The sequence below is a fragment of the Paenibacillus sp. FSL R5-0473 genome, from assembly GCF_038004565.1.
Classification (GTDB): Bacteria; Bacillota; Bacilli; order Paenibacillales; family Paenibacillaceae; genus Paenibacillus; species Paenibacillus amylolyticus.
In genome coordinates this window covers 2,614,757-2,639,992 of the sequence record NZ_JBBORL010000001.1, presented here as the reverse complement: position 1 = coordinate 2,639,992, position 25,236 = coordinate 2,614,757, and the positions used below count along the sequence as shown (strand labels likewise).

The 25,236-nt window shown below is 44.6% G+C and carries 24 protein-coding genes; 18 read left to right on the top strand and 6 right to left on the bottom strand.

The features are described from left to right. Window positions 1-35: 35 nt before the first annotated feature. Entirely contained in the window at window positions 36-515 is a 480-nt protein-coding gene (locus MKY28_RS11430; protein ID WP_445670894.1) for a TetR/AcrR family transcriptional regulator, read from the bottom strand. A gap of 281 nt (window positions 516-796) precedes the next feature. Between MKY28_RS11430 and MKY28_RS11425 the strand changes: the two genes are divergently transcribed. The 10 genes from MKY28_RS11425 to glyA all read left to right on the top strand — a co-directional run bounded on the left by MKY28_RS11425 (window position 797) and on the right by glyA (window position 10,754). Then, window positions 797-1,204: a cupin domain-containing protein gene (locus MKY28_RS11425; RefSeq protein ID WP_076253026.1), complete on the top strand. Its 408-nt coding sequence runs from the start codon at window positions 797-799 to the stop codon at window positions 1,202-1,204. A 310-nt stretch (window positions 1,205-1,514) separates the two neighbouring features. Beyond that, window positions 1,515-2,504 carry a LacI family DNA-binding transcriptional regulator gene (locus MKY28_RS11420; protein WP_340936010.1) on the top strand — a complete coding sequence of 330 codons (990 nt, stop codon included), beginning with the start codon at window positions 1,515-1,517 and terminating at the stop codon, window positions 2,502-2,504. After that, window positions 2,497-3,375 carry a ribokinase gene (gene rbsK, locus MKY28_RS11415; protein ID WP_101313742.1) on the top strand — a complete coding sequence of 293 codons (879 nt, stop codon included), beginning with the start codon at window positions 2,497-2,499 and terminating at the stop codon, window positions 3,373-3,375. Before MKY28_RS11420 ends, rbsK begins: the two co-directional genes overlap by 8 nt. Further along, window positions 3,375-3,776 (top strand): D-ribose pyranase, encoded by a 402-nt coding sequence (gene rbsD, locus MKY28_RS11410; RefSeq protein WP_036615977.1) that lies wholly within the window; start codon window positions 3,375-3,377, stop codon window positions 3,774-3,776. The genes rbsK and rbsD overlap by 1 nt, the downstream gene beginning before the upstream one ends. A 14-nt stretch (window positions 3,777-3,790) precedes the next feature. Then, window positions 3,791-5,272: a sugar ABC transporter ATP-binding protein gene (locus MKY28_RS11405; RefSeq protein ID WP_127548486.1), complete on the top strand. Its 1,482-nt coding sequence runs from the start codon at window positions 3,791-3,793 to the stop codon at window positions 5,270-5,272. Between the two features lie 10 nt (window positions 5,273-5,282). Then, window positions 5,283-6,245, top strand: a complete 963-nt coding sequence (locus tag MKY28_RS11400; RefSeq protein ID WP_370511443.1) for an ABC transporter permease subunit — start codon at window positions 5,283-5,285, stop codon at window positions 6,243-6,245. 14 nt (window positions 6,246-6,259) lie between these two features. Further along, window positions 6,260-7,192 carry a ribose ABC transporter substrate-binding protein RbsB gene (rbsB, locus tag MKY28_RS11395; protein WP_036615972.1) on the top strand — a complete coding sequence of 311 codons (933 nt, stop codon included), beginning with the start codon at window positions 6,260-6,262 and terminating at the stop codon, window positions 7,190-7,192. Between the two features lie 323 nt (window positions 7,193-7,515). Next, complete coding sequence (locus tag MKY28_RS11390) at window positions 7,516-8,259, top strand: YggS family pyridoxal phosphate-dependent enzyme (protein WP_340936009.1); 744 nt, start codon at window positions 7,516-7,518, stop codon at window positions 8,257-8,259. 19 nt (window positions 8,260-8,278) lie between these two features. Continuing rightward, window positions 8,279-9,490, top strand: coding sequence for a benzoate/H(+) symporter BenE family transporter (locus tag MKY28_RS11385; protein WP_340936008.1), 1,212 nt, complete (start codon window positions 8,279-8,281; stop codon window positions 9,488-9,490). 19 nt (window positions 9,491-9,509) lie between these two features. Continuing rightward, window positions 9,510-10,754, top strand: a complete 1,245-nt coding sequence (gene glyA / locus MKY28_RS11380) for a serine hydroxymethyltransferase (RefSeq protein ID WP_076327916.1) — start codon at window positions 9,510-9,512, stop codon at window positions 10,752-10,754. A 96-nt stretch (window positions 10,755-10,850) separates the two neighbouring features. On the opposite strand, the gene MKY28_RS11375 is transcribed toward glyA, so the two are convergent. Both MKY28_RS11375 and pdxR read right to left on the bottom strand, forming a co-directional pair. Continuing rightward, window positions 10,851-11,471 (bottom strand): NAD(P)-dependent oxidoreductase, encoded by a 621-nt coding sequence (locus tag MKY28_RS11375; protein WP_036615963.1) that lies wholly within the window; start codon window positions 11,469-11,471, stop codon window positions 10,851-10,853. A 45-nt stretch (window positions 11,472-11,516) separates the two neighbouring features. Then, window positions 11,517-12,947 (bottom strand): MocR-like pyridoxine biosynthesis transcription factor PdxR, encoded by a 1,431-nt coding sequence (gene pdxR, locus MKY28_RS11370; RefSeq protein WP_036615960.1) that lies wholly within the window; start codon window positions 12,945-12,947, stop codon window positions 11,517-11,519. 284 nt (window positions 12,948-13,231) lie between these two features. Here pdxR and MKY28_RS11365 point away from each other — a divergent pair, with 284 nt between their 5' ends. The 4 genes from MKY28_RS11365 to MKY28_RS11350 all read left to right on the top strand — a co-directional run bounded on the left by MKY28_RS11365 (window position 13,232) and on the right by MKY28_RS11350 (window position 18,332). After that, entirely contained in the window at window positions 13,232-15,337 is a 2,106-nt protein-coding gene (locus MKY28_RS11365) for a serine hydrolase domain-containing protein (protein WP_340936007.1), read from the top strand. Between the two features lie 344 nt (window positions 15,338-15,681). After that, on the top strand, window positions 15,682-17,130 hold the full coding sequence (locus MKY28_RS11360) for an amino acid ABC transporter substrate-binding protein/permease (RefSeq protein WP_076327609.1): 1,449 nt from the start codon (window positions 15,682-15,684) through the stop codon (window positions 17,128-17,130). Then, the gene (locus MKY28_RS11355) at window positions 17,123-17,851 is read left to right on the top strand and encodes an amino acid ABC transporter ATP-binding protein (RefSeq protein WP_036615952.1); all 729 of its coding nucleotides are present in this window, start codon (window positions 17,123-17,125) and stop codon (window positions 17,849-17,851) included. The genes MKY28_RS11360 and MKY28_RS11355 overlap by 8 nt, the downstream gene beginning before the upstream one ends. Window positions 17,852-17,975: 124 nt before the next feature. Continuing rightward, the gene (locus MKY28_RS11350; protein ID WP_340936006.1) at window positions 17,976-18,332 is read left to right on the top strand and encodes a hypothetical protein; all 357 of its coding nucleotides are present in this window, start codon (window positions 17,976-17,978) and stop codon (window positions 18,330-18,332) included. A gap of 58 nt (window positions 18,333-18,390) precedes the next feature. On the opposite strand, the gene MKY28_RS11345 is transcribed toward MKY28_RS11350, so the two are convergent. The 3 genes from MKY28_RS11345 to MKY28_RS11335 all read right to left on the bottom strand — a co-directional run bounded on the left by MKY28_RS11345 (window position 18,391) and on the right by MKY28_RS11335 (window position 21,300). Beyond that, window positions 18,391-19,671: a glycoside hydrolase family 27 protein gene (locus tag MKY28_RS11345; protein ID WP_340936005.1), complete on the bottom strand. Its 1,281-nt coding sequence runs from the start codon at window positions 19,669-19,671 to the stop codon at window positions 18,391-18,393. Between the two features lie 108 nt (window positions 19,672-19,779). Then, window positions 19,780-20,661 (bottom strand): AraC family transcriptional regulator, encoded by an 882-nt coding sequence (locus MKY28_RS11340; protein ID WP_076327605.1) that lies wholly within the window; start codon window positions 20,659-20,661, stop codon window positions 19,780-19,782. A gap of 27 nt (window positions 20,662-20,688) precedes the next feature. Further along, window positions 20,689-21,300: a TetR/AcrR family transcriptional regulator gene (locus MKY28_RS11335; RefSeq protein WP_036615941.1), complete on the bottom strand. Its 612-nt coding sequence runs from the start codon at window positions 21,298-21,300 to the stop codon at window positions 20,689-20,691. A 138-nt stretch (window positions 21,301-21,438) separates the two neighbouring features. Between MKY28_RS11335 and MKY28_RS11330 the strand changes: the two genes are divergently transcribed. The 4 genes from MKY28_RS11330 (at window position 21,439) to MKY28_RS11315 (ending at window position 25,152) form a co-directional block, all read left to right on the top strand. Beyond that, a complete protein-coding gene (locus tag MKY28_RS11330; RefSeq protein WP_340936004.1) occupies window positions 21,439-22,200 on the top strand; it encodes an alpha/beta hydrolase in 762 nt (253 codons plus the stop codon). Between the two features lie 257 nt (window positions 22,201-22,457). After that, the gene (locus tag MKY28_RS11325; RefSeq protein WP_101313754.1) at window positions 22,458-22,892 is read left to right on the top strand and encodes a ribonuclease domain-containing protein; all 435 of its coding nucleotides are present in this window, start codon (window positions 22,458-22,460) and stop codon (window positions 22,890-22,892) included. 14 nt (window positions 22,893-22,906) lie between these two features. Next, window positions 22,907-23,182 (top strand): barstar family protein, encoded by a 276-nt coding sequence (locus MKY28_RS11320; RefSeq protein WP_340936003.1) that lies wholly within the window; start codon window positions 22,907-22,909, stop codon window positions 23,180-23,182. A gap of 275 nt (window positions 23,183-23,457) precedes the next feature. Then, on the top strand, window positions 23,458-25,152 hold the full coding sequence (locus tag MKY28_RS11315) for an ABC transporter substrate-binding protein (RefSeq protein WP_340936002.1): 1,695 nt from the start codon (window positions 23,458-23,460) through the stop codon (window positions 25,150-25,152). The last annotated feature ends 84 nt before the right edge of the window (window positions 25,153-25,236 follow it).

The window sequence follows — 25,236 nt, the reverse complement described above, 5'->3', positions numbered from 1 at the left end:
AATATCAAGAAGGAACGGTTCATGAGGAGTCTATGTTATAGATTCCTTTCTAATAAAATCCCTACTTGTTCTGCGACAATATGAGGTTGCCGGGGTAATCCATTGGTGAAATAGGATTCCACGATACCCACGATTGCTGTACCAAAGAACGTGAGAATCACTTCTTTTGTTAGTCCTTTATTTTTCCCCTCCGTTACATTTACCTCATCTTCCAGTTCTTCAATGACAAGAGCCAGGAAGCGATTGCGGAAAAAAGGGGCTCCTTTACTCAGTAACATAGCCGAGAAAAATGAATAGTGAACTTCAAAATATTCGAACCAAAGTACATTGCTTTCTATAAAATCCAGATCGGATGCTTCCTTGCACAATCTTCTTAGTTCATCGATATGTTCTTCAATTAATTTATCCAGCAAGTCAAATTTGTCCGAATAGTGATGGTATATCGTTCTGCGGCCGACATTTGCATAATCAGAGATATCTTGCATCGTAATGGTATCAAAAGGTTTCTCGTTCATGAGTTTGATAAAGGCGGATTTGATCGCTTCCTGAGACTTAAGTATTCTTCGATCTGTGATAGAAACGATAGTAATCACCATTCTTTCCAGAGAGTAATTGCACAAATGTTGTCTTCTTGCGCCATAAGGCACAGATCGAGTTCATTTGATCCTTGCAGAGGCAGTGCAATTACTTTATATTATACACGAATGTGCGATATCGCACGTATGTGTGTAATCATATTTAGGTCAACATAGGAGCAGGACGGATTAATCAATAAGATCACATTGGAGGAAATGAAATGGCTAAACATGAAGAAGTTAAAGATGGAGTGATATTCCCGGTAGGAGAAAAAAACGAAGCATTTTCGCAATATTTCATAGGGCAAAGTTATCTCCAATCCTTGGTTGCTGATCCCAAAGTGAATGTGGGTGTTGGGAATGTAACGTTTGAACCGGGATGCAGAAATAACTGGCATATCCATCGTGGTGGATTTCAGCTGTTGTTAGTGACTGGTGGGGAAGGTTGGTATCAGGAAGAAGGAAAACCCGCTCAATTCCTAAAAGCCGGCGATGTTATTGTGACACATGATGGTGTAAAACACTGGCATGGTGCCGCTAAAGATAGTTGGTTTGAACACATTGCAATCACTGCGGGTACACCAGAATGGTTGGAACCAGTGACAGATGAAGTTTACGGGGAGTTATAAAATAAACGCTATGAATTGATTTATTCGAAAATGTTACTGTTTAATTTGTTAAATTAAAGGCTAATTAAGTTCAGGAGATTGCTGATTCTTATGTTGATCTGGGTGCCATCACTCTGAGTTTAATCGAGTGATGGCCTCTTTGCGTCTATGAAGTATCAATCTCCCTGGCAGGAGAAAACCATGATATAGATGAATTCCAGTGCACTTTATGTATACTTGGAGAAATTTCCAGAATGAAAACGCTTGTCAAATTGAAAATAATATGATAATTTAATGTCTGTAACCGGTTACACATAGAGGAGAGCAACTTATGACAACAATTAAAGACGTAGCTCAACTGGCTGGCGTATCTGTTGCCACCGTATCCAGAGTCATTAATGATAGAGGTTATGTTCATGCCGACACACGCAAGAAAGTGGAAGATGCTGTGAAGGCGCTTAATTTTTCGCCAAATGAAGTGGCCCGCTCATTATATAAACGCAAGTCCAAACTGATTGGCCTGTTGTTGCCGGATATTACGAACCCTTACTTCCCGCAGTTGGCCCGCGGCGTAGAGGACAGGATGCAGGAGCAGGATTATAGACTGATATTTGGAAATAGTGATGAGGATGAACAGAAGGAGCAGGATTACATCCAGACGTTTATCCAGAACAACGTGGTTGGTGTGATCTCTTCAACGAACTATCCTCATTCTTCAATATATGAAAAACTGAAGATTCCCGTCGTGTTTCTGGACAGAACTTCACTGGATCGTCCATCCGTGTATGCGGACGGCAGGGAAGGTGGAAGACTAGCTGCAAGGGAGATTATCAAACGCGGCAGTCGCCGGATCACAGTTATGCAGGGACCGTCACAGATCAGACCCGCTCAGGATCGTTTTGAAGGGGCGATTGAAATCATCCGTGATGCTGGGTTAGACTACCGGGTAATCCAGACGACCTCATTTTCAATTAACGAGGCAGGTGTATGGGCTGAAGAATTATTCAGAAAGTATGCGGACACAGATGGGGTCATTGCCAGCAATGACATCGCAGCCATGGCAGTACTGCATGAGGCATCACGAATCGGAAGAAAGGTTCCTGATGACGTACAAGTGATTGGTTTCGATGATATTCCGATGAGCAGCCTGTTATCGCCGGCATTGTCCACCATCCATCAGCCAGCATACGAGATGGGAAGAGAAGCGGCGGGATTACTTATCCAGCTTGTGGAACAAGCTGCAATAGAGAATAAAAACATACAGTTGCCCGTGAGTTTCATCGAACGGGGCACTACGAGAAAGGTGAGATCAGATGGCTAAAATATGTGTAATTGGAAGCAGTTCAATGGATCTGGTTGTTACTTCGTCAAGACGGCCGGGGGCGGGTGAAACCGTTCTTGGCGATAGCTTCAAAACGGTTCCTGGTGGCAAAGGAGCCAATCAGGCTGTTGCCGCTGCACGACTGGGTGCCGAGGTTGCGATGATCGGCCGGGTAGGCGACGATGCTTTTGGCAAAGATATTGTAGAGAACTTTAGAGCAAATGCTGTAAATACGCAAAATGTGAAACCGGTTACACATTTAGAAAGTGGTACGGCTCATATCATTCTGGCAGAAGGTGATAATAGTATCGTAGTGGTTGAAGCGGCGAATCGGGAAGTCACTCCTGCATATGTCGATGAGGCAGCTGAAGTAATTCGAAACGCAGATATCGTATTAATTCAGCAGGAAATTCCGGAGGAAACGGTTGTGCATGTGAGTGCATTGTGTGCAGAATTCGGAACACCGCTGCTGCTTAATCCCGCTCCGGCGAGAACATTGCCGCAAGAAGTGATCGACAACGCTGCATATATCACACCGAACGAGCATGAAGCTGAGATTTTGTTTCAGGGCATGAGTCCGGCACAGGCATTACGTCAGTATCCTAACAAATTGTTCATCACGGAGGGCAGTAAAGGTGTACGGTACTTTGATGGCACTGACGAAATTCTAGTCCCAACTTATAAAGTTGAGGCTGTTGATACTACGGGGGCAGGGGATACGTTCAACGCCGCATTTGCAGTTGCTTTGGCTGAAGGAAAAGCGTTACAAGAGAGTATACGCTTCGCCAATCGGGCTGCATCGTTGTCCGTCACCAAGTTCGGAGCGCAGGGCGGCATGCCGACGCGTGATGAAGTAGAGGAGAGCTTGTAATGAAAAGAAATGGCATGTTGAATAGTCACATTTCCAAGATTTTGTCTGATCTGGGCCATACGGACATGATTGCGATTGCGGATGCAGGTCTGCCGGTACCGGACGGGGTACTCAAAATTGATCTGGCCCTCAAACTGGGAACACCAAGTTTTCGCGAAGTGGTGGAAGCGATCGCTGAAGATATGGTCATTGAGAAAGTCATTGTGGCTGAAGAGATTTGCGAAGGCAATCCCGTAGCGATGCAATTCATCACAGAGAAATTTGGGGTAGAAGCAATCGATGCTTCCGTCAGCCACGAACAATTCAAAGCATTAACACGGCAGGTGAAAGTGGTCATCCGCACAGGTGAAGCCACACCTTATGCCAATTGCATTTTACAATCGGGAGTCCATTTCGGTTAAAAGGAGGTTGCGTAATGCACATTCAGATGCAAGACATTCATAAAGCGTTTGGAACGAATCAGGTGCTGAGCGGAGTGGATTTTGAACTAAAAGATGGTGAAGTTCATGCCCTGATGGGGGAGAATGGAGCCGGCAAATCCACACTGATGAACATCCTGATTGGTCTTCATCAGCGTGATCAGGGAACCATCACCATAGACGGAGAAGAAAACTATTTTGCAAGTCCAAAGGAAGCCGAGAAACTGGGGATCACATTCATACATCAGGAGCTGAACGTATGGCCTGAAATGACGGTGCTGGATAATCTCTTTATTGGTAAGGAAATGACATCATCATTCGGATTGCTCAACACAAGACAAATGAAAGCGCTTGCCAAAGAACAGTTCGCCAAGCTTTCCGTAGACATACCACTGGAACGTCCTGCGGGAGAGTGCTCTGTCGGGCAGCAACAGATGATCGAGATTGCCAAAGCGCTAATGACAGATGCCAAGGTCATCATTATGGATGAGCCAACAGCAGCACTTACGGAGCGTGAGATCCAGAAGCTGTTTGGTGTAATCAGCTCGCTGAAGAAGGAAGGCGTATCCATCGTCTATATTTCTCACCGAATGGAGGAGATATTCACGATCTGTGACCGGATTACCATCATGCGTGACGGAAGAACGGTAGACACACAAGCTATTCCGCAGACAAGCTTTGATGAAGTGGTGCGGAAAATGGTAGGTCGTGAACTTACCGAGCGTTATCCTGTCCGGAATCCTTCTTATGGTGAAGTTGTCCTCGAAGTAAGGAATGCAAGTAGCAAAGGTCTATTCGAGAATATTAACTTCACCGTGAGAGCGGGGGAAATACTCGGTTTTTCAGGACTCATGGGTTCTGGACGAACAGAGATCATGAGAACCATCTTTGGTTTGGATACGTTGGATAGCGGTGAAATCTTCATCCGCGGCAAAAAAGCGAACATTCGTAAACCGGCAGATGCAGTGAAACATGGAATCGGGTTTATTACAGAAGACCGCAAGGATGAAGGGCTGGTATTAGACTTCTCTATTCGCGAGAATATGGCGTTGCCAAATCTGTTCAGTTTCTCGAGCAAAGGTTTCATCTCAACTTCAAAAGAACAAGACTTCGTAGATACACTGATCAAACGTCTACAGATCAAAACGCAATCCTCCGAGACGGCGGCAAGGAATCTATCCGGGGGTAACCAGCAGAAGGTGGTTATCGCGAAATGGGTTGGTATCGGACCAAGCGTACTTATCCTGGATGAACCTACCCGCGGAGTGGATGTCGGGGCGAAGCGCGAAATCTATGAATTGATGAATGAACTGACTGACCGCGGCGTTGCAATCATCATGGTATCGTCGGAGCTGCCTGAAGTGCTTGGCATGAGCGACCGGATCGCGGTTGTGCATGAGGGACACATCAGTGGCGAGGTTGCAAGGGAAGTAGCAACACAAGAACACATTATGACATTGGCCACAGGGGGACAGTGATATGACAACAATGCAGGAAAACAAAACGGCTAAAAGCGGATTCCGTTTCTCAAACGTGATACAAAAATTGGGACCGCTGCTTGGCTTAATCATTCTTATTCTCATCGTATCGGTGTTGAATCCAAGTTTCTTGGAACCGCTCAATATCTTGAATTTATTGCGTCAAGTCTCGATTAATGCGCTAATTGCCTTTGGTATGACGTTTGTTATCCTGACGGGTGGAATTGATCTGTCGGTCGGCTCAATCCTGGCTTTATCCAGTGCTTTTGTAGCAAATATGATGTTGTCTGGTCTCGATCCGATCTTGTCCATCATTATTGGTGTAGCACTCGGTGGTGTCATGGGTATGGTGAACGGACTAATGATTACCAAAGGTAAAATGGCTCCGTTTATCGCTACATTGGCAACCATGACGATATTCAGAGGACTGACATTGGTGTACACCAATGGTAATCCAATTACAGGGCTCGGGGATAACCTGTTGTTCCAACTGTTTGGCCGCGGTTACCTGCTGGGCATTCCGGTACCTGCAATCACGATGCTGATTACCTTCATGATTCTGTGGATTGTTTTGCATAAAACGGCTTTTGGTCGTAAAACGTACGCCATCGGCGGTAATGAGAAAGCTTCCATTATCTCGGGTATCAAAGTTAATCGCGTGAAAATTATGATCTACTCCCTGACAGGTATGCTCGCTGCTCTGGCAGGTGCAATTCTGACATCGCGTTTGAATTCAGCGCAACCAACGGCAGGTACATCCTACGAGCTGGATGCAATCGCAGCAGTTGTATTGGGTGGTACAAGCCTTGCTGGAGGACGCGGACGCATCGTTGGTACACTGATCGGTGTTCTGATTATCGGCGTGTTGAATAATGGATTGAACTTGCTTGAAGTAAACTCATTTTATCAAATGGTTGTAAAAGGTATCGTCATTGCCATTGCCGTCCTGCTGGACCGCAAGAAAACAGCATAAGGAGAGAAGCGAATATGAAAAAGTGGACTGTAACACTCATAAGTATGCTGATGATCATCGTTCTGGCCGGGTGCTCTCTGGAGCCACCGGAATGGGCGAAACCTAACCCAAACAAAAGTAATGGACAGAAGAAAATAGGTTTGTCGATATCTACACTAAACAATCCATTCTTTGTATCACTGAAGGACGGGGTAATGGCTGAAGCCAAAAAACAGGGAATACAGGTCATCGTGGTGGATGCGCAGAACGATTCGGCAAAACAAACCAATGATGTTGATGATCTCATTCAGCAAGGCGTTAGTGCACTGCTAATTAACCCTGCGGACTCTGCAGCGATCTCCACAGCGGTTCAATCCGCTAATAGTGTGGGCATTCCTGTGATCACGCTGGATCGCTCCGCAGATAAAGGCGAAGTGGCGGCACTAGTGGCATCTGATAACGTTAAAGGTGGACGCATGGCAGCTGAATATTTTGTGGAACAACTGGGTGAGGGAGCAAAAGTCATTGAACTTGAGGGTGTACCTGGCGCTTCCGCAACAAGAGAACGGGGTAAAGGTTTCCATGAAGTGGCCGACAAGCAACTTGATGTGGTTTCCAAACAATCTGCTGATTTCGATCGGTCCAAAGGATTAAATGTCATGGAGAACTTGCTACAAGGTAATCCTGACGTACAGGCAGTATTTGCCCATAACGATGAGATGGCACTTGGTGCGATTGAAGCGATTCAAAGCTCAGGTAAAGACATTCCGGTCATCGGATTCGACGGCAATGATGATGCAATCAAATCCATTCAGGATGGTAAATTGACAGCAACAGTCGCTCAGCAGCCTATACTGATTGGGCAACTGGCGCTGCAAGCAGCTCTGGATGTGCTCAGTGGCAAGCAGGTGGAGTCATCGATTCCCGCTGAATTGAAGCTGGTAACCAAGGAAAATGTGAACGAGTAAATCATCATAAAACATGTATCTTCTTGGACATGAACATAGAACTAAACCAAGCCGCTAATTTAGCGGCTTTTTTCATTTTGGAAGAAGCGTGCGGGCATCACATCAATCAGATTATTGACTTTTAAAAGCGTATTAAAGGAACACCAATTGAATTAATGTCTACTTTGTCGTTTTGGACTGTTCCAAAATAGCATTTTTGGATATGTATATCCAATCCATGCGTTGCTATACTAGCATGACGTTCCACACAGTCTTCACAATACATAAGGAGGAGCTAATCTCATTGATTCATTCCTGTTCGGAATAGAAAGAAGGTGGCTGACATGAAACATCTAGTAGAAGAAAATCTTCAAGCTGTAAGACAGCAAATGGGATTGGCCTGCCAGGCTTCAGGTCGCAACATAGAGGACATCAAGTTGTTGCTCGCGACCAAAACGGTACCGCTAGAGAAATTACAAATAGCTATTCAAGCAGGTGAGGTCCTGTTTGGAGAAAACAAAGCTCAAGAACTCCGAGACAAATTCCCACTCATGGAACAAAGCAAGCAGGTGGAATGGCATTTTATCGGACATCTGCAAACAAATAAAGTAAAGGACGTAGTTAAATATGTTACTCTCATCCATTCCGTAGATCGTCTGAAACTGGGTCAAGCGTTACATAACCAGCTTCTCAAAGAGAATAAGACCTTAGACATTCTTGTGCAAATTAATACGTCCTACGAAGAAAGTAAATTTGGTGCCTCTCCAGAAACAGCCGTTGAGCTTGTAGAACAGTTGTGTCAATTCGAGACATTAAACGTGAAAGGTTTAATGACCATTGGAAAACTGAATGCGACAAACGAAGAAACACGACATTGTTTTCGATTGTTAAACCAGATCCGTACACAGATTAAAGAGAAAAATATTCCACGCGTAGAAATGGATATTTTATCGATGGGTATGTCTGGTGACTTCCAAGTCGCCATTGAAGAAGGAGCTACAATGATACGTGTAGGGACAAGTGTATTTGGTCAACGCTATTTACCGGACGAGTATTACTGGAATGAAAACACACGCATCGATGATTAAGTGAGAGGTAGTGTTAAATATGAAGACAGCATCCCCGTCGTTACGCGGCCGTGATTTGATATCTCCGGTGATCGCCGCTTTAATATCCGTAATTGTTAATTACGGGGGTACGTTTATCCTTGTTTTTCAAGCTGCAAAAGTGGCTGGTTTAAGCCCGGAAATGACCGCTTCCTGGATTTGGTCCATCTCGATTGGGGTAGGCGTAACGGGGATTTGGCTCAGTTATCGATATAAGGAACCGATTATTACAGCCTGGTCTACACCAGGTGTGGCGTTTCTCGTTTCAGCATTAGCGGTAACTCCTTATCCAGAAGCTATTGGCGCTTACATGATTTCGGCAGTCGGATTTATTATTTTAGGTTTGTCAGGCATGTTTGAACGTTTCGTTCGACTTATTCCCCCAGGCATCGCTTCCGGATTGTTAGCCGGTATTTTACTACAGTTTGGTATTTCGGCCTTTGGAGGGGCGAAGGTAGATCCTTTGCTTGTGATTGTACTGTTTGCAGGCTATATCGTGCTAAGAAGGTTTACTTCCCGTTACGCCATTGTTGGCATATTGGCAATCGGTTTGATTTATTTGATATGCATGGGGAAAGCAGACTTCAGTACGATCCAATTGGCTGTAGCATCGCCTGTATTTGTTGTTCCAGCATTTTCGTTAAATGCTTTACTTGGCGTTGCGCTACCGCTGTTCATTATTACCTTGACGGGGCAGTATATGCCCGGAATGCTTGTTCTGCGTAATGATGGATTCAAGACAAGTGCCAATCCTATTTTAGCTGTAACAGGTTTGGGTTCGCTTCTTGCAGCCCCATTCGGATCACATGCTTTTAATGTGGCAGCTATTACAGCAGCGATTTGTACAGGAAAGGATGCACATGAGGATTCAACCAAACGTTATATTGCAGGTATTGCTTGTGGTGTTTTTTATATTTTTGTCGGCATTTTTGGCGTAACATTGGCTGCTCTGTTTTTGATTCTTCCTGCTACCTTTATTGCAACATTAGCGGGATTAGCCTTACTTGGAACGATCGGTGGCAGTCTTGCCAATGCATTAACGGACCCTAAGGGACGTGAAACTGCATTGATTACGTTTTTGGCGACAGCAGCGAATGTGACTTTGCTTGGTGTGGGTGGTGCATTTTGGGGACTGTTTGCAGGAATGATGGCACATCTACTGATGAATAGTAAATTTCCCAAAAAACAACTTGGAACGAATAAATTACCGTAATATGGAGAGGAAGATGTTCATGAAACATTTGGAGAAGCAAGATAAAGTAATAGGAATGGCTGTCCAGCAAGAGCTTGGAAGGCAGCGGGATAAGATAGAACTGATTGCATCAGAGAATTTTGTAAGTCAAGCTGTGATGGAAGCAACAGGTTCGGTATTGACCAATAAATATGCGGAGGGGTATCCGGGCAGAAGATATTATGGCGGGTGTGAGCATGTCGATACAGTCGAAGAGATAGCAAATAGCCGCCTTAAAGCACTTTTTGGCGCTGAACATGCGAATGTGCAGCCTCACTCCGGTTCTCAGGCCAACATGGCAGTATATTTTGCCTCGGTTGAGATTGGGGACACAATACTTGGCATGAATCTATCCCAGGGTGGTCATCTAACACACGGAAGTACTGTTAATTTTTCAGGTAGGTTTTACAATTTTGTTTCATATGGTGTCGATGCACAGACGGGCCGCATTGACTTTGACGAAGTACGTAAACTTGCTTATAAGTATCGTCCACGCATGATTGTTGCAGGTGGAAGTGCATACCCGCGGACCATTGAGTTTGAATTATTTGCCCAGATTGCCGCCGAAGTGGGAGCTCTTTTCTTTGTAGATATGGCGCATATAGCAGGAATTGTTGCGGCAGGTTTGCATCCTAACCCGGTACCACATGCCCATTTTGTTTCAACCACCACACACAAGACCTTACGAGGACCACGAGGGGGAGCCATTTTGTGCCGGGAGTCCTGGGCAAAGGCGATAGACAAAGCTGTATTCCCGGGGACTCAGGGCGGGCCATTCATGCACGTTATCGCGGGGAAAGCGGTGGCATTAGGCGAGGCATTGCAAACCGAGTTCACAACATATATTGAAGGTGTTCTGAATAACGCCAACGTATTGGCAGAAACTTTAATGAATGAAGGACTTACCCTTGTATCGGGAGGAACAGATAATCATATCGTGTTGGTTGACTTACGGACTATGGGCCTTACAGGCAAAGAAGCCGAAGCTTTACTGGATGAAGTAGGGATTACGGCGAATAAAAATGCAATTCCTCACGATACGGCAAGTCCTTTGGTTACAAGCGGTATTCGTTTTGGAACTCCGGCTATGACTTCAAGAGGGCTTGGAGCCAGGGAAATGAAAGAAATTGCTCAGCTGATAGGGCTTGCTTTTAAAAATCCAAAGAACTCGGATGTGAAAAATCAAATATTAGGTAGTGTCCGTGAAATCACTTCGCAATTTCCTCTATATGAAGGACTTAAATAGCTCAACAGCAGACACAAATAGAGCCTGCAATTGTTCCTAATGGATAACAATTGCAGGCTCGTAATGTGCTTGTTTATATTGAAACTTAAGACAGCCCTAGTAGGCTATACCTACACGAGACTGTACATACTCATCAGACATTAATTGCTGATAAGCAAACTCCGCAGTATCGATTACAGATATAGAAGTTCCACCGTCAGGCAAATAGTCGCGCTCAACCCGGTACTTACCAAGAGATTCTCCATCAAATAAGTAGGTAGGACACACGATGGTCCATTCTAACTCTGAAGCCTTCAGAATGTTGTACATCTCCAGATGCTCTTCAGCTGCTCGCGTGGACTTACGTTTGGACTCAGGGGATTGAAAACGAAGCAAGCCAGGATCCGTTCGACTTTCCAATATTCCTGCTGTACCAATGGTAATGATTCTTTTGATACGCTCCTGAGCCATAGCCTCAGCAATATGTCCCATGGATTGCGATAATGTAGTTGTTCCATCGGTACTTAAGGAACTAACAACGAGATCCACACCCTGTATGGCGTGATGAATATCCTCTTTGACTAAAGCGTTTCCTTGATGTAGAACGAAATTGTCATCGTTGATTTGTACCTTTTCCGGGCTTCTAACCAGTGCAGTTACATGATGATTGGAACGTAGGGCATTAGAGACGAAATGACTTCCAACCCGTCCGGTGGCTCCTAACACTAAAATTTTCATTACAAAAAACATCCTTTCGAATCCGATTGGAGAGCATGTTCTCCATCATAATACAATCTTTGCAAGCCGATGTATGCCTTCCTCAATCTGCTCCTCATCCACTTTCGCAAAACCTAATATCCATCCTTTTCGATGACTCTCCAAGCAATATCTACTAAGCGGATACACGCGTACACCTTGATCAAGGGCAGCATTTGTCAGCGCTTCTTCGTCAAATGACGTTTCAGATTCTAGAAGCATATGTAATCCCGTTTCCACACCACTTAATGTAAATCGTGAGCCTAGCCCAGAAGCAACAATGGCTTTGGTCATGACTTCGTGTCTGCGTCGATATATGTTCCGAACTCTTCGCATATGGCGCATAAAATGACCACGCTCAATAAAATGAGTTAGCGTTAATTGTTCCATAATCGGCAGATGACGATAGGTTAATTCATGAACTTGGGTAAGGCGATCGATGGCTATTTTGGGGCCGATGATAGCGGATAGTCGAATGCCAGGTGCAACCATTTTGGAAAAACTCATCATATAAAGCGTATTCTGAGGTTGCTGACTAAATATAGTTGGAAGTGGATCTCCACGGTACCTAAATTCGCTATCGTAGTCATCCTCAACAATCCAATATCGATGATGAGTTGCCAAGTGCATCAATTGTTGCCTGCGTGGCTCCGACATAATAACACCAACGGCGCATTGATGAGAAGGTGTGACAAATACGAGTTTCGTCTGTGGGTGAATATGATCTACACATAATCCATACTCATCAACCGGAACGGGATCGACTTGCATCCGGCGGTATTTCATCGCCATCCAAGCGGCAGGGAAGCCGGGATCTTCAACCGAAACTCTGTCTCCCTCACTTAAGAGAGCCTGGGCAATTAAATCAATGCTATGTTGTGCACCTGAGGTTAACAAGATTTGATCAACATCGATATGAATGCCTCGTTCAAGTGATAAATAACGTTGAATCTGCTCTCTTAACGCCAGTAACCCTCTGGCATCGCCATAAGCCCATATATCCAAATTAGGTTCAGCGGAAGCTTGTAAAAAGGATTGCCTCCAGGCTTTTGTGAAACTTTCATCCAGATAAGGCTCGTGGGGATTAAAATCAATTTCTATTTTGCGATTGTCTCTATTGCCAAACCAACTATGCAGATGACCAATCGATTCGTTTAGTGTAGGCAATTCGGGCGGAATAGGCCCTTGCATCGTGACGTCTTCTGATGAACGAGGTGCATATGTCCAATCACTAACTCTTGTCCCGGCTCGTCGGGAGGTTATCGTATACCCTCGACTGAATAATTCCTCGTACACAATCTGTATGGTTGAGCGTGAAACACCAATTAATTGAGCAAGTTCGCGTGAGGGGAGTAGCAATTCTCCTGGTTGCCATTTCCCGGTTGTGATATTATGAATCGCTTGATCCAAAAGTTGCTGCCAGATCGGGCGTTGGTCATTCCGATTAACTTTTAGCATTGCTTCAACTCCATTACTCATGCTGAATTATGGACTGCATTTATTTATGTACTTAGCCATGTTATTGGCACTCCATTGATTGATATACCATTATAGCAAAAGTTTAATTTGCAAACAAAACAAAGATGGACTAAAGCGATTTTACCGTGTGTCCAACCTATTTGGGTTGGTCCTGCTTGGTTCATACTCGATTCATATTCAAGCCACAGACAGTTCATCTTCTTCGGTTACACTACGGGAGTACGAACACAGAGATTCCTAATCCATAGACTAGACAGGAGAAGATGAGATTGACACGAAAGAAACGAACGTCTATCGCCGCCATAACTTTGGTGTTTGCAATGATGTCCCCAATGTCGGCCATGGCCACACCCGCTACCAGTAACGGTAGTAGCTCTACGTATGATCTAACTAAAAAGGCAGTAAGTGCAAAGGCCAAGGTACTCACTGAATCATACGCTACGACAAGTGTGCAGTACGCACTGATGGATGAGGGTGAGATTGTGATCTCCGGTCAGGCAGGAAAAAGCGACCTGATAAACAACATCCCGCTTTCTTCAGATACTATGTATGGCATTGGTTCAACCAGCAAAATGATGCTCACAACCGCCGTAATGAAGCTAGTGGACCAGGGCAAGATCGATCTTGATGAGCCTGTCGTGAAGTATATTCCGGACTTTAAAATGAAAGACAAGCGTTACCAACAGATTACACCACGCATGTTACTGAATCATTCATCCGGGCTTCTAGGAACGTCAAGTAACAGTGCAATACTGTTTGGAGATAATGATACCTATGCACATGATACGTTACTGGAACAATTGGCGACGCAACATCTGAAGGCCGATCCTGGCGCATACTCGGTGTATAGTAATGACGGTTTTACATTAGCTGAAATTTTGGTTGAGCGGGTCAGTGGCATGGACTTCACAACTTTCATGCACCGGTACATAACCGAGCCTCTTGGTATGGAGCATACCAAAACACCGCAGGATATTGTAGAGCTTAGCAAGATGGCAGCAACATATGCCCCTTCGGATGAGGAGAAACTTCCATTAGAGACTACAAATATGATTGCCTCGGGAGGCATCTATTCCACCGCTGAAGATCTGGTTCAGTTCTCGAAAATCTTTACAGGTGAGGTTGAAGGTGTTCTTTCGGAGGAATCCGTAGAGGCCATGGAGCAAGAAGAATACAAGAGAGGCATGTGGCCGGAAGAAGGCGATTCTTCTATTGGTTACGGCCTGGGCTGGGACAGCGTGAACCTGTTTCCTTTTAATGATTACGGCATCCAGGCAGTAAGCAAAGGTGGCAATACAATAACCTATCATTCCTCCTTGATTGTGTTACCGGAATATAATATGGCTGCTGCCGTAACCTCTTCGGGTGGTCATAGCTCAACGGATCAATTGCTGGCAACTGAGCTGTTGCTTGGCGCGCTTGAGGAGAAGAATATCATTCCAGATCGTAAGCCGGAGAAGTCACATGATGCACCTGTGAAAACAACTATGCCAACAGAACTTTCACAGCATACAGGCATGTACGCTGGTGGGGCAAACATGTTAATGAAGCTGGACGTAAAAGATGATGGGCAATTAACGCTATCTAATCTGTCGTCTCCTAACAGTTCTGATCAGACCTATACGTACACCGCTGATGGCTCATTTGTTAATGATGCGGCTACGGAAAAGCTGAAGTTCGTTCAGGAAGTCAACGGGCACACATATTTGTGGTCTCGCTCGTATCAGTCTGTTCCTGGGCTTGGGCAAGTTGCTTCCTCTGAATATAAGGCAGAAAAGCTTGAAACCAATGAATTGTCGGAAGAAGTAAAGGCCGCATGGCAGAAACGGGAAGGCAAAGCCTACATGTTGGTCAATGAAAAATACACATCAACACTGTACAACGCAGCGATGCCGATGATTCCCATTCATACTTTTAATGAGCTGCCGGGTTATGTCTACACGAATAAAATCGTTGGAGCTAACCAAGCTGTGAACCAATTGCAAATTCCTGGATTAGCGGGCCGTGACACGATGGAGTTTAATTTCTATGAGGAAAATGGCGTGGAATATGTTACAGCTGGAGGCAACGTTTATGTTGCTCAAGACATCATCAAACCGATCTATGCGGGAAAACAATCAAAGACAACGATTCAGGCGAATGGTCATGCCACATGGTATTCGATTCCTGCATCAGCTGCAGGTAAAGAAATGACGGTCAAGATGTCTGCAAACAGCGCATTTGCTGTATATAACCAAGCTGGCATAGGCATTAATCATACAGTGGTCAGTGGACAAAACGAAATTGTGTTGCCTGAGAACGGAACTATTGTATTCGCGGGTGAAGCTGGTTCGAAGTTCGAGATTGTATTGACAACCAGAGCAAATTAATAGATTATAAAAAACTGTACAATAAAAAGTCGCGGAAATCGCGGCTTTTTTTGAGTTTTAAATTTTAAATAATACGTTTTAAAGTAAATGTACCTTTTTTCAGATTCACAATGTAATATTGGGTTTCGCGAAGCTTACCTAAAGGGTAAGTATTAAAAGGACTTTTACTGGTTGGAAAAAAATGATGGAGGAAAATGTTGCAAGTGGAAAGGCAAAGCATTGATTGTTAATATACAGTAAATAATAACAATCAAATGGGCAGAAGATCGACAAAAAGCATAACCGTAATACCGATTCCAAAGAAAATAATGATTATTCGGACAATACCGAGACGGGGAGGACACATGAAAACAACGAAGATCTCATTTTTTATACTTTCACTGATGCTGCTCCTGGTGAGCGGTCTATCAGGATGGGTAGGGAACGCTGCCGCAGCGTCCGATTCCGGTAAAACCTATGTTATCGGAACTGATGTCACATTTGCTCCATTCGAATATGAAGATGAGAATGGTGATTTTGTTGGTATCGACATGGATTTGCTGGATGCCATCGCCAAAGATCAAAATTTCAAGTATCAAATCAAATCCCTGGGATTTAACGCAGCTGTACAGGCACTTGAGGCGAATCAAGTCGATGGTGTGATCGCAGGGATGAGTATTACGGATGAGCGAAAAGCGAAATTTGATTTTTCGGATACTTATTTTGAATCAGGTGTCGTTATGGGTGTTAGTGCCAACAATGACACAATTAAGAGTTATGAAGACCTTCGTGGACAGAAGGTAGCCGTGAAAACCGGAACAGAAGGGTTTAGTTTTGCAGAGTCCATCGCTTCAGAGTATGGATTTACGATCGTTCCGTTTGATGAGTCATACCAAATGTATGAAGATGTAAAAACCGGTAATTCCGTAGCCTGTTTTGAAGATTATCCTGTACTGGCCTATGGAGTTAATCAGAACAATGGTTTGAAAATTGTTACCGACAAAGAAGATGGCGCTCCTTATGGTTTTGCAGTAAGCAAGGGGAAAAACCAGGAGCTTCTGGAGATGTTTAATACAGGTCTTGCGAACATCAAAGCTAACGGTGAGTATAAACGCATTACCGAAACATATCTGGGTGAGAACGCTCCGACTGTTGCTAATCAAGGTCGCTGGGAGCTAATTCAGAAATCTCTTCCTGCACTTTTTAAAGGTCTGGGAAACACACTTTTATACACGATTGTATCCCTGTTCTTCGCGTTTATCATCGGTCTGATTTTCGGATTCATGAAGGTGGGACAGAACAAATTCCTTCGTGGTGTTGCCACTGTATTTGTAGATATCTTCCGCGGCATTCCACTGATTGTCCTGGCATTCTTTATTTATTTCGGGATTCCACAGGCGATGGGCTTCACAATGCCATTGTTCCTGGCGGCTATTCTGACACTTAGTCTGAATGCAGGGGCGTACGTAACCGAGATTATCCGAGGCGGGATTCAATCGATTGATCGTGGTCAGATGGAGGCAGCTCGTTCATTGGGACTTCCTTATCGCAAAGCGATGATAAAGATTGTCATTCCGCAGGCAGTGCGGGTTATGATTCCTTCCTTCATTAACCAGATGGTTATCACGTTGAAGGATACGTCAATCTTGTCCGTTATTGGTCTCGTAGAGTTGACACAATCGGGTAAAATTGTTATTGCAAGAACGTTCTCCTCTTTTGACATTTGGTTAACGGTTGCGGTTATGTACCTGATTGTCATCATCACATTGACCAAAATTGCTGATTATCTGGAGGTGAAGGTTCGTCGTGGCTAAAATAAAAGTTGAAGGTTTGAAGAAAAGTTTCGGCTCGAATCAGGTCCTCAAGGGAATTGATGTGGCGGTCAACGAAGGAGAAGTTGTCTGTGTCATCGGGCCTTCCGGTTCGGGAAAAAGTACCTTCTTGCGCTGCATCAACCAATTAGATGTGATTACGGCAGGCCGGGTTATCGTGGATGATCAGGATTTGAATGACCCTAAAACCAATCTGAACAAAGCTCGCGAAAATATTGGCATGGTATTTCAACATTTTAACTTGTTCCCTCATTTTAGTGTGCTTAAAAACATCATGTTTGCGCCCAGAGAACTCGGGATATTAAATGCACAGCAGGCGCGTGATACAGCACTCAAATTACTTGAGCGTGTGGGTCTGTCTGATAAAGCAGAGAGCTTCCCAACACAACTGTCAGGTGGACAAAAGCAACGTGTAGCTATCGCTCGTGCGCTTGCTATGAATCCGGATGTTATGTTATTTGATGAACCGACTTCAGCGCTGGACCCTGAGATGGTAGGAGAAGTGCTTGGTGTTATGAAAGACCTCGCGAGCGAAGGCATGACGATGATGATCGTTACCCATGAGATGGGTTTTGCCCGTGAAGTAGCTGATCGTGTGATCTTCATGGACGGTGGTTATATTGTCGAGCAGGGCACTCCTGAAGAGATATTTGGAAATCCGAAGAATGAACGGACGATCAGCTTTTTGGAGAAGGTACTCTAGAACTGAATCAAGAATGAACACATTGAAAGTCGCTATTTTAAGCGGCTTTTTTTGTTATATTTAAGAGGTGAATTACTTAATAGAAGAAACGATTGGACTAAGCGAAAAGAGAGGTCAGTACTCTATGGAAAACGTGTCACAAGAAGATCAACTGCAATCCATTAAAGCCTTTCAATCAACCATCCGCAAATCGGAAAATGCCTTAGTGAATATGACTCAGAAAAGGAAAAACACAACATTGTTACAGAAACGTCTCCAAGCTTTATACATCGGCCTAGCACTGTTGGAAAAGATATGGAATCAGAAATCTCATCCCTACACGGAGGAAGATATCGCAGAAGCCCGCCTTGTCTTGATGGGATTGTTCCCATCTCTAGAGAGCACGTATGCCAATTCCAAAGAAGGTAGCCCGCAAAAGACTCTTCTAGAAAGAAGGATTAAAGCATTTCATCTGGCCGTTCAAGCCATGGATACATACTGATGAAATGAGAGAGAGGTCTGTCTAATGAACGACAGACCTCTCTTTTTCTTTTGCAAGCTTAGGAAAACCGATAGAGACGCACACCGTGCGCAGGTACAGTAGTAACTAAGGAATTCTCTGTTAATTGAGCCGCTTCTTGGCTCCACAATTCGGTACCTTCGGTAATGCCGGACAGTCCGACCTCATCAATGGACAGATCCACAGGTAGAGCATTCTCGCCGGTGTTGAACACAGCGACGTAAGAGGAGCCATCCGTATGCTGGGCAGTCCACACAATAAGATCTTCTTTGCGTAAGGATTCTCTGGCTCGGTAACTCTCGCGATGCATCCGCAGAACCTCACGATTAGTTAGCAGGGATAGTGTCCAGTCATCGTTATCTCGCAGTTCACCACCAAAGATGAGCGGGGAACGGAAGATGCTCCACAGTGACATCATCGTCAACTGCTCGTCAGGTGTGAACCGAGTCCAGCGATCTGCTCCACCACCGTCTACAGATCGGATACCGATATGACCCAAAGGTAACATATCACAGTCTGGCCAGCAGCCTGCTTTGGGAACGCCTTGCCACGTCCGGCAGCGGTCGAACATATCCAATAACAGCGGCCAAAGGTCCCAGAAATCGTCCGTGACACGCCACATGTTGGCATGATCAGCGAAGAATTCTGAGTATTCCACCGGAGCAGGGCCAGGAGAGAGACTTAGTACCATGGGCCGACCGGAGCGCTCAATCGCTTTGGATATCATTTCGATCTCAGGCTGATGGGTGTCGTAGAGCCTGGAAGCAGCAATATCGTCTACTTTCACCAAGTCAACGCCCCATTGTGCATACAGTTCAAACAGCGAATCGTAGTAGGCTTGTGCGCCTTCTTTTGAGCTATCAACACCATACATATCTGTATTCCACGGACAGATGGAGTTCGGATGAGCAATATCGCGCGCAGTGGCGGTTGTTCCCAGAATCGGAGTAGCCGCATGTGCAGCTTGACGTGGAATACCACGCATGATGTGAATGCCGAATTGCAGCCCAAGACTATGAACGTAGTCGGCTAATGGCTTGAATCCCTGTCCACCTGCAGCGGAGGGAAACCGATTCTCGGCAGGCATAAGCCGCGAATATTCATCCATGATGAGTGGAACGAACGGACGATATTGCGAAGAATTGGCCAAAGGCTCGTACCATTGAATGTCGACCGTAATATAGCTCCAGCCGAAGTCTTTAAGATGTTCTGCCATGTACTCGGCGTTGCCACGAATTTCGTCTTCCGTAACGGCTGCGCCGTAACAATCCCAGCTGTTCCAGCCAAGCGGTGGAGTTGATGCTGCAAGTGTATGATTCATGGGAATGCTCCTTTATGAATTAATTATTGCTCTCGCTCAATTCATCATAATAAAGGATTTTATTAATATCTACAGTAATGTTGAGTGTCGAATGGCAAAATATTGCGGTTAGTCGAAGAACAATTTACGGTACACAAGGCTTTCTCCGCCACTACGAAATTCACCTGGCGTAACGCCTGTTATGCTGCGAAAGGCTTTGATAAAATAACTTCCGCTGGAATACCCGACTTGCTCGGCGATGACTTCAATGCTAAGAGAAGTTCCGCGCAGCAGTTCCATTGCTTTCTCGGTACGTACACGGGTTAGATACGCACCAGGCGTCAAGCCCGTACTGGAGCAAAAGCGACGTATAAAATGATATTTGGAAAGGGAAACATGCTCCGCAAGGTGATCGATACTGATCATCTTGGAGTAGTTGTTTTCTATGTATTCAACGGCTATTTGAATGTTTTCAGACCAATTCTCCCTGTTGCGCAATGTTGTTTTCTGTAATCGAGTCAATTCTGTCATGAACTGATATACGCTGGATGATGCGATCAGAGGATCAGTGATTCTGCCTGCCGCCGCATCAGTCACGATCATCCGCAATAGTCGGATGGGTGTACAATCAGCGGGAAGATAGGGAACTTCTCCTGCTTCACAAAGAAATTTTCGCCAATGGGGCAGAATAAGAGTGGGCCTGAACAGCAGGAACAGAAACTCCCAAGGTTCTTTTGATGCTGAATGGTAGTAATAGCGATGTGGCCCTGGAATTTCTGCCAAAAAAGCTTGTCCTGCGGTAACATGATGAATGCGATTATTCGACTCAAATACACCTTCACCCGAGATTGTATATTGGAATAACAGGAGAGGCCCGTCCGAACGTTCGAGTCCATCCCAATGATAAGAAGGATCGGTTATTGAATCACACCCAGCCGCATACAGTACACACAGTTGGAGCTCCTTGTCTTCCGCAAATCGAAACCCATAGGTTCCTCTAGGCATATTCATGTCAGCTCTCCTTGTTGCCCTGAATTTTTACTGCGCTCCGCGAATGAAAATATCTACTAGCTTTTGGCCCAATGAAAGATTGGAACCATATTTATGCAGGTTATCTTCCCGATTACCCATTAACATCAATGTCGAGAAAGTCTCTGCGAGGAAAAATGGATCGTCCGTTCGCAGTCTGTTTTCATCCATTGCCCGTTGGAAATGGGAGGCTAACACTTCATGAATCTGATGCTCCGCGTTGCGTATATCCTGAATTTGAGCTGGTTCAAGAAAAGGCTCAGCTTCTCTGAGCATGGTTTCAATCTCCGCATGTGGATTGCCCAGTCTGGCCTCTGCCAGACGCACAAGCCCCGACTCCAGATTCTCGGCTTGATCAAGGATATGCGAGGTTAACCGGCTCACATTCTGTAACATCGTTGTAAAGGCAACCTTAAAAAGCTCGGGTTTGCTGGTGAAATGATAATAAATGGTTGGTTTTGACACGCTACATGTTTTGCCAATTTGCTGAAGCGTGACTGTTTCGTAGCCATACTCCATGAATAACTGTGAAGCGGTTTGAATAATGGTTTGCTGAATTGAGATATCATCGTTGCCATGTTTGGGTCTTCCAGGCAATCGTTTGGGTGATTTTTCTGTCATTGGACTTCCCTCCATGAATATTTTATGACAAATAACGATAGTAAGCAAAATCATCTTGTAATTATACTTACCGGTAAGTATAATTATGAAGAGTTAAAAAAGGCATATCATTATCCTCATATTAAGGTGGTTATAAGGTTGAAAACAGCACAACGTACTAACAATTGGAAAAAAATAATCATGTGGACAATCTTGTCCATCGTTATCCTCGTGGCCGGAGTATTCGTATATCTCAATTCGGTTACGTATAGTCCCTCGGAGCGAGCCGAAACGGCGATGACAAGTAATGCTCAGGTTAATGTCACCAAGATTAAGGACGGTTACCGATTTGAACCCGTGGGTACAGAGATAATCAAACCGAATATTATTTTTTATCCAGGTGGTCTGGTTGAACCTGAAAGTTATTCTCCACTTGCCAGAGAAATGGCAGAACAGGGTCACCGCGTATATATCGCGAACATGCCAATAAACTTGGCGATTTTCGGTCAGAACAAGGCTGATTCCTTTATCGAGGAACATCCTGACGAAGCGTTCGTTATTGGTGGCCATTCTTTGGGAGGGTCATTTGCATCACGGTATGCTACGGAGCACAATGAGAAGTTGGAAGGCGTCTTTTTCTTGGCTTCTTATGCAGATGAAGGAGGGAGCGTAAAGAATACGGACTTGTCTATCTTACAGATTACAGGCTCGGATGACGGAGTGCTTAACTGGGAAGACTGGGAGAACTCCAAAGCAAATCTTCCGGAAGACACGACATATGTGAGTATTGAGGGTGGAAATCACGGTCAATTTGGCTCATACGGCATGCAAAAAGGAGATAATCAACCTGCCATTACGGAAGATAAGCAGTTGGAAGAGGTTGTTGTAGCCCTAGAGAACTGGATGGATACATTAAATTAAACTATTAAATGAATGTGTTGAATGGTAATGATCGTGGTACGATTAAAGTCGCTATTTTAGCGGCTTTTTTTGTTGTAGAATAAAAATAATGCTTCAATGGAGCAAGGCAACAGCTTTAATTGATTGAATTTCAACTCCATAATAGGCTTACAGAATTGCTTTAATTACCACAAATCGTTAACATTAGAAGCATTGTCATCGAAATAGCGCCAAAACGGAAGACAGCAAGAGCAAGAACATCAAAAGGAGAAAAGATTATGTTTTTCAGAAAATTTGCTTACACGTTAGTGATCATCCTCGCTGCATTATTGTTCTCAGGTTGTACGTCAGAGTCTTTGCGTGATCTCGGATCACCTCAAGTTTCGGAGGATATGGGATTTGATGAGGTTGCCAATTATATCTCGGAACACAATGAACTCCCACCAAATTACATTACCAAGAAAGAGGCCAGAGATCTGGGATGGGAACCAAGCGAAGGTAACCTGCGAGAAGTTGCTCCAGGCAAAAGCATCGGCGGCGACGTGTTCAGGAACCGGGAAGGATTACTCCCCAACAAAAAAGGCCGGATCTGGTACGAAGCCGATATAAATTACTCAGGAGGACGGCGCGGAAGCGACCGAATTCTATACTCGAATGACGGTCTAATCTACCAGACGACAGATCATTACAAGTCATTTGAACAGTTAAAATAAACGGAGGAAATGATATGAGCATCATTCAGATTAACGGAAACGACTTTCACAGCAAGGAAGAGCTTCATCAAATTTTGCAGAACCAGCTTGAGTTAGACGAGAGCTATGGAGGCAATTTGGACGCTCTATGGGATGTCTTGACTGGGGCTGTAAGCATGCCGATTACTGTTCAATGGATTGGGTTCGAGAAAAGTAAAGAAATTCTTGGAGATTACGCTGATCAAGTCATGGAATTGTTGCGGGAAGTTGAAGCAGAAATCCAAGGATTTACGTTGGAATTATATTATTGAAAAGCAGGTTTGGCTTTATGAGGCGATGGGCAACCATCGCTTTTTTGGTCTTTACATTTTTACTGAGACTCATGTCTAGATCATGCTATTTTCATGGCTTAATAATCAAGGTTGGGGTTATTAGACTTCCTTATACTTTAAACATGGAATAGGGTAGGCAGGGTTGTAGTCGTTTACTAACGGTTGAATATGTAAGCGTATACTATCTCAAAGTGAACCATCGTAATGTCTGGATTGGTTATTACGACTAACATCATTTAGGGGGCAGAAAAATAATGAGAGCCGTATCAAAAGTGCTAGGAGCATGTCTCGTAACAAGTGTTGTGTTAGTTTCCGCCGGTTGCGGAAACGCTGGGGAGAATTCCGAATCAAATACGAGTGACCCCAACAGCCCAATCACATTTACCTTCTTCGGCGCAGATGCAAGTCCCAACTGGAACAAAATGCAGGATGCGGTAGGGAAGAAAATTACGGAAGAAACCGGTGTAAGTATTGATGCAGAATTCGATATTTCGAGCGGAGGCGGAAACGACCGCATTTCCCTGATGGCTGCCAGCGGCGATTATCCGGATTTGATATTCCCCAAAGGGAACTTGACCAGACTCGTTGATGCCGGGGCAATGATTGATTTGACAGATCTGATCGAAGAACATGCCCCCAACTTGAAAAAGATCTACGGTGAGCACTTCAATCGGTTGAAATACAGCAATGACGATCCTTCAATCTATTGGATTCCAACGAATGGTGCGATCGATCAGGTCAGCTTTGATGCGACGAATGGTACTGCTATTCAACATCGTGTAGTCAAGGAACTCGGGTATCCTGAGATCAAAACCTTAAACGATTTCGAAAATGTGCTACGTGAATATTACGAGAAACATCCGACCACAGATGATGGCCAACCCACAATTCCGCTGACGCTTAGTGCAGATGGATGGCGGCGAATGATCACGGTTACTGATCCCGCTGTCATGTCTACTGGAGGACCTGGAGATGGTGAGTATTTCATCAATCCTGACACTTACGAAGCCGTTCTGCATTACAAACGTCCCGAGGAGAAGGAATATTTCCGGTGGTTGAACAAGGTGTACAATGAAGGCTTGCTGGACAAGGACAGTTTTGTTCAGAAGGATGACCAGTATAAGTCCAAAATCGCCAGTGGTCGCGTGTTATCCTTGCTTGATCCAAGCTGGGGATTCAGTGATGCGGAAAATGCTTTGAAAAGCGCAGGAAAAGACGATATGACCTACGGATTCTATCCGGTAACGTTAGATGACCGTTTTCAGCGTAAAGATTTCCAGAATATCGGCTTTGATGGTTATGGCATTGGCATAACAGTCGATTGTGAAGATCCTGTCCGTGCCATCAAATTTTTGGATTGGATGTCTTCTGAAGAAGGGCAAGTATTGAGAAACTGGGGCGTTGAAGGCGAGCAATATAATGTGGAAGACGGTGTTCGCACCATCCCGGCCGATGTACAGGAACGTAAAAACAAAGACAATAACACATTCACCAAAGAAACCGGAGTAGGCTTGTATTACATTTTTGGTGCTCACTACGGGGATGGCGTTAAAGATTCAACGGATAACTACTATACAACGAATTATCCTGAACAGATTCAGCAAAGTTATTCTGATGAGGAAAAAGAAGCTTTGAAAGGTTATGGCATCACCACATGGAAGGATTTGTTCCCTTCCGAAGAGGAGTTTCCGGTGAAAGAGTGGGGCGCGGCTTACAATATGCCGATTCCTTCGGATAGCGGGGATTATAACGTTGTGTATCAGAAAACGCAGGATATTATTCAGAAACGGATCGCCGAAGCGATTACATCCTCTCCGAGTGCCTTTGAAGGCATATACGACAATATGATTACCGAACTTGATAATGCAGGTGCAGTAGCCATGGAACAGCAATATACGGAGTGGATTAAAGATCGCGTTCGATTGTGGACGGGTAAAGAGATCAATTAACTGGCGTATAATCACAGTAATGCATTGTTTGCAGATCCGAAGTAGTATATCAAGAACTTAAAGAACATCGAGCCTGCAGGATGG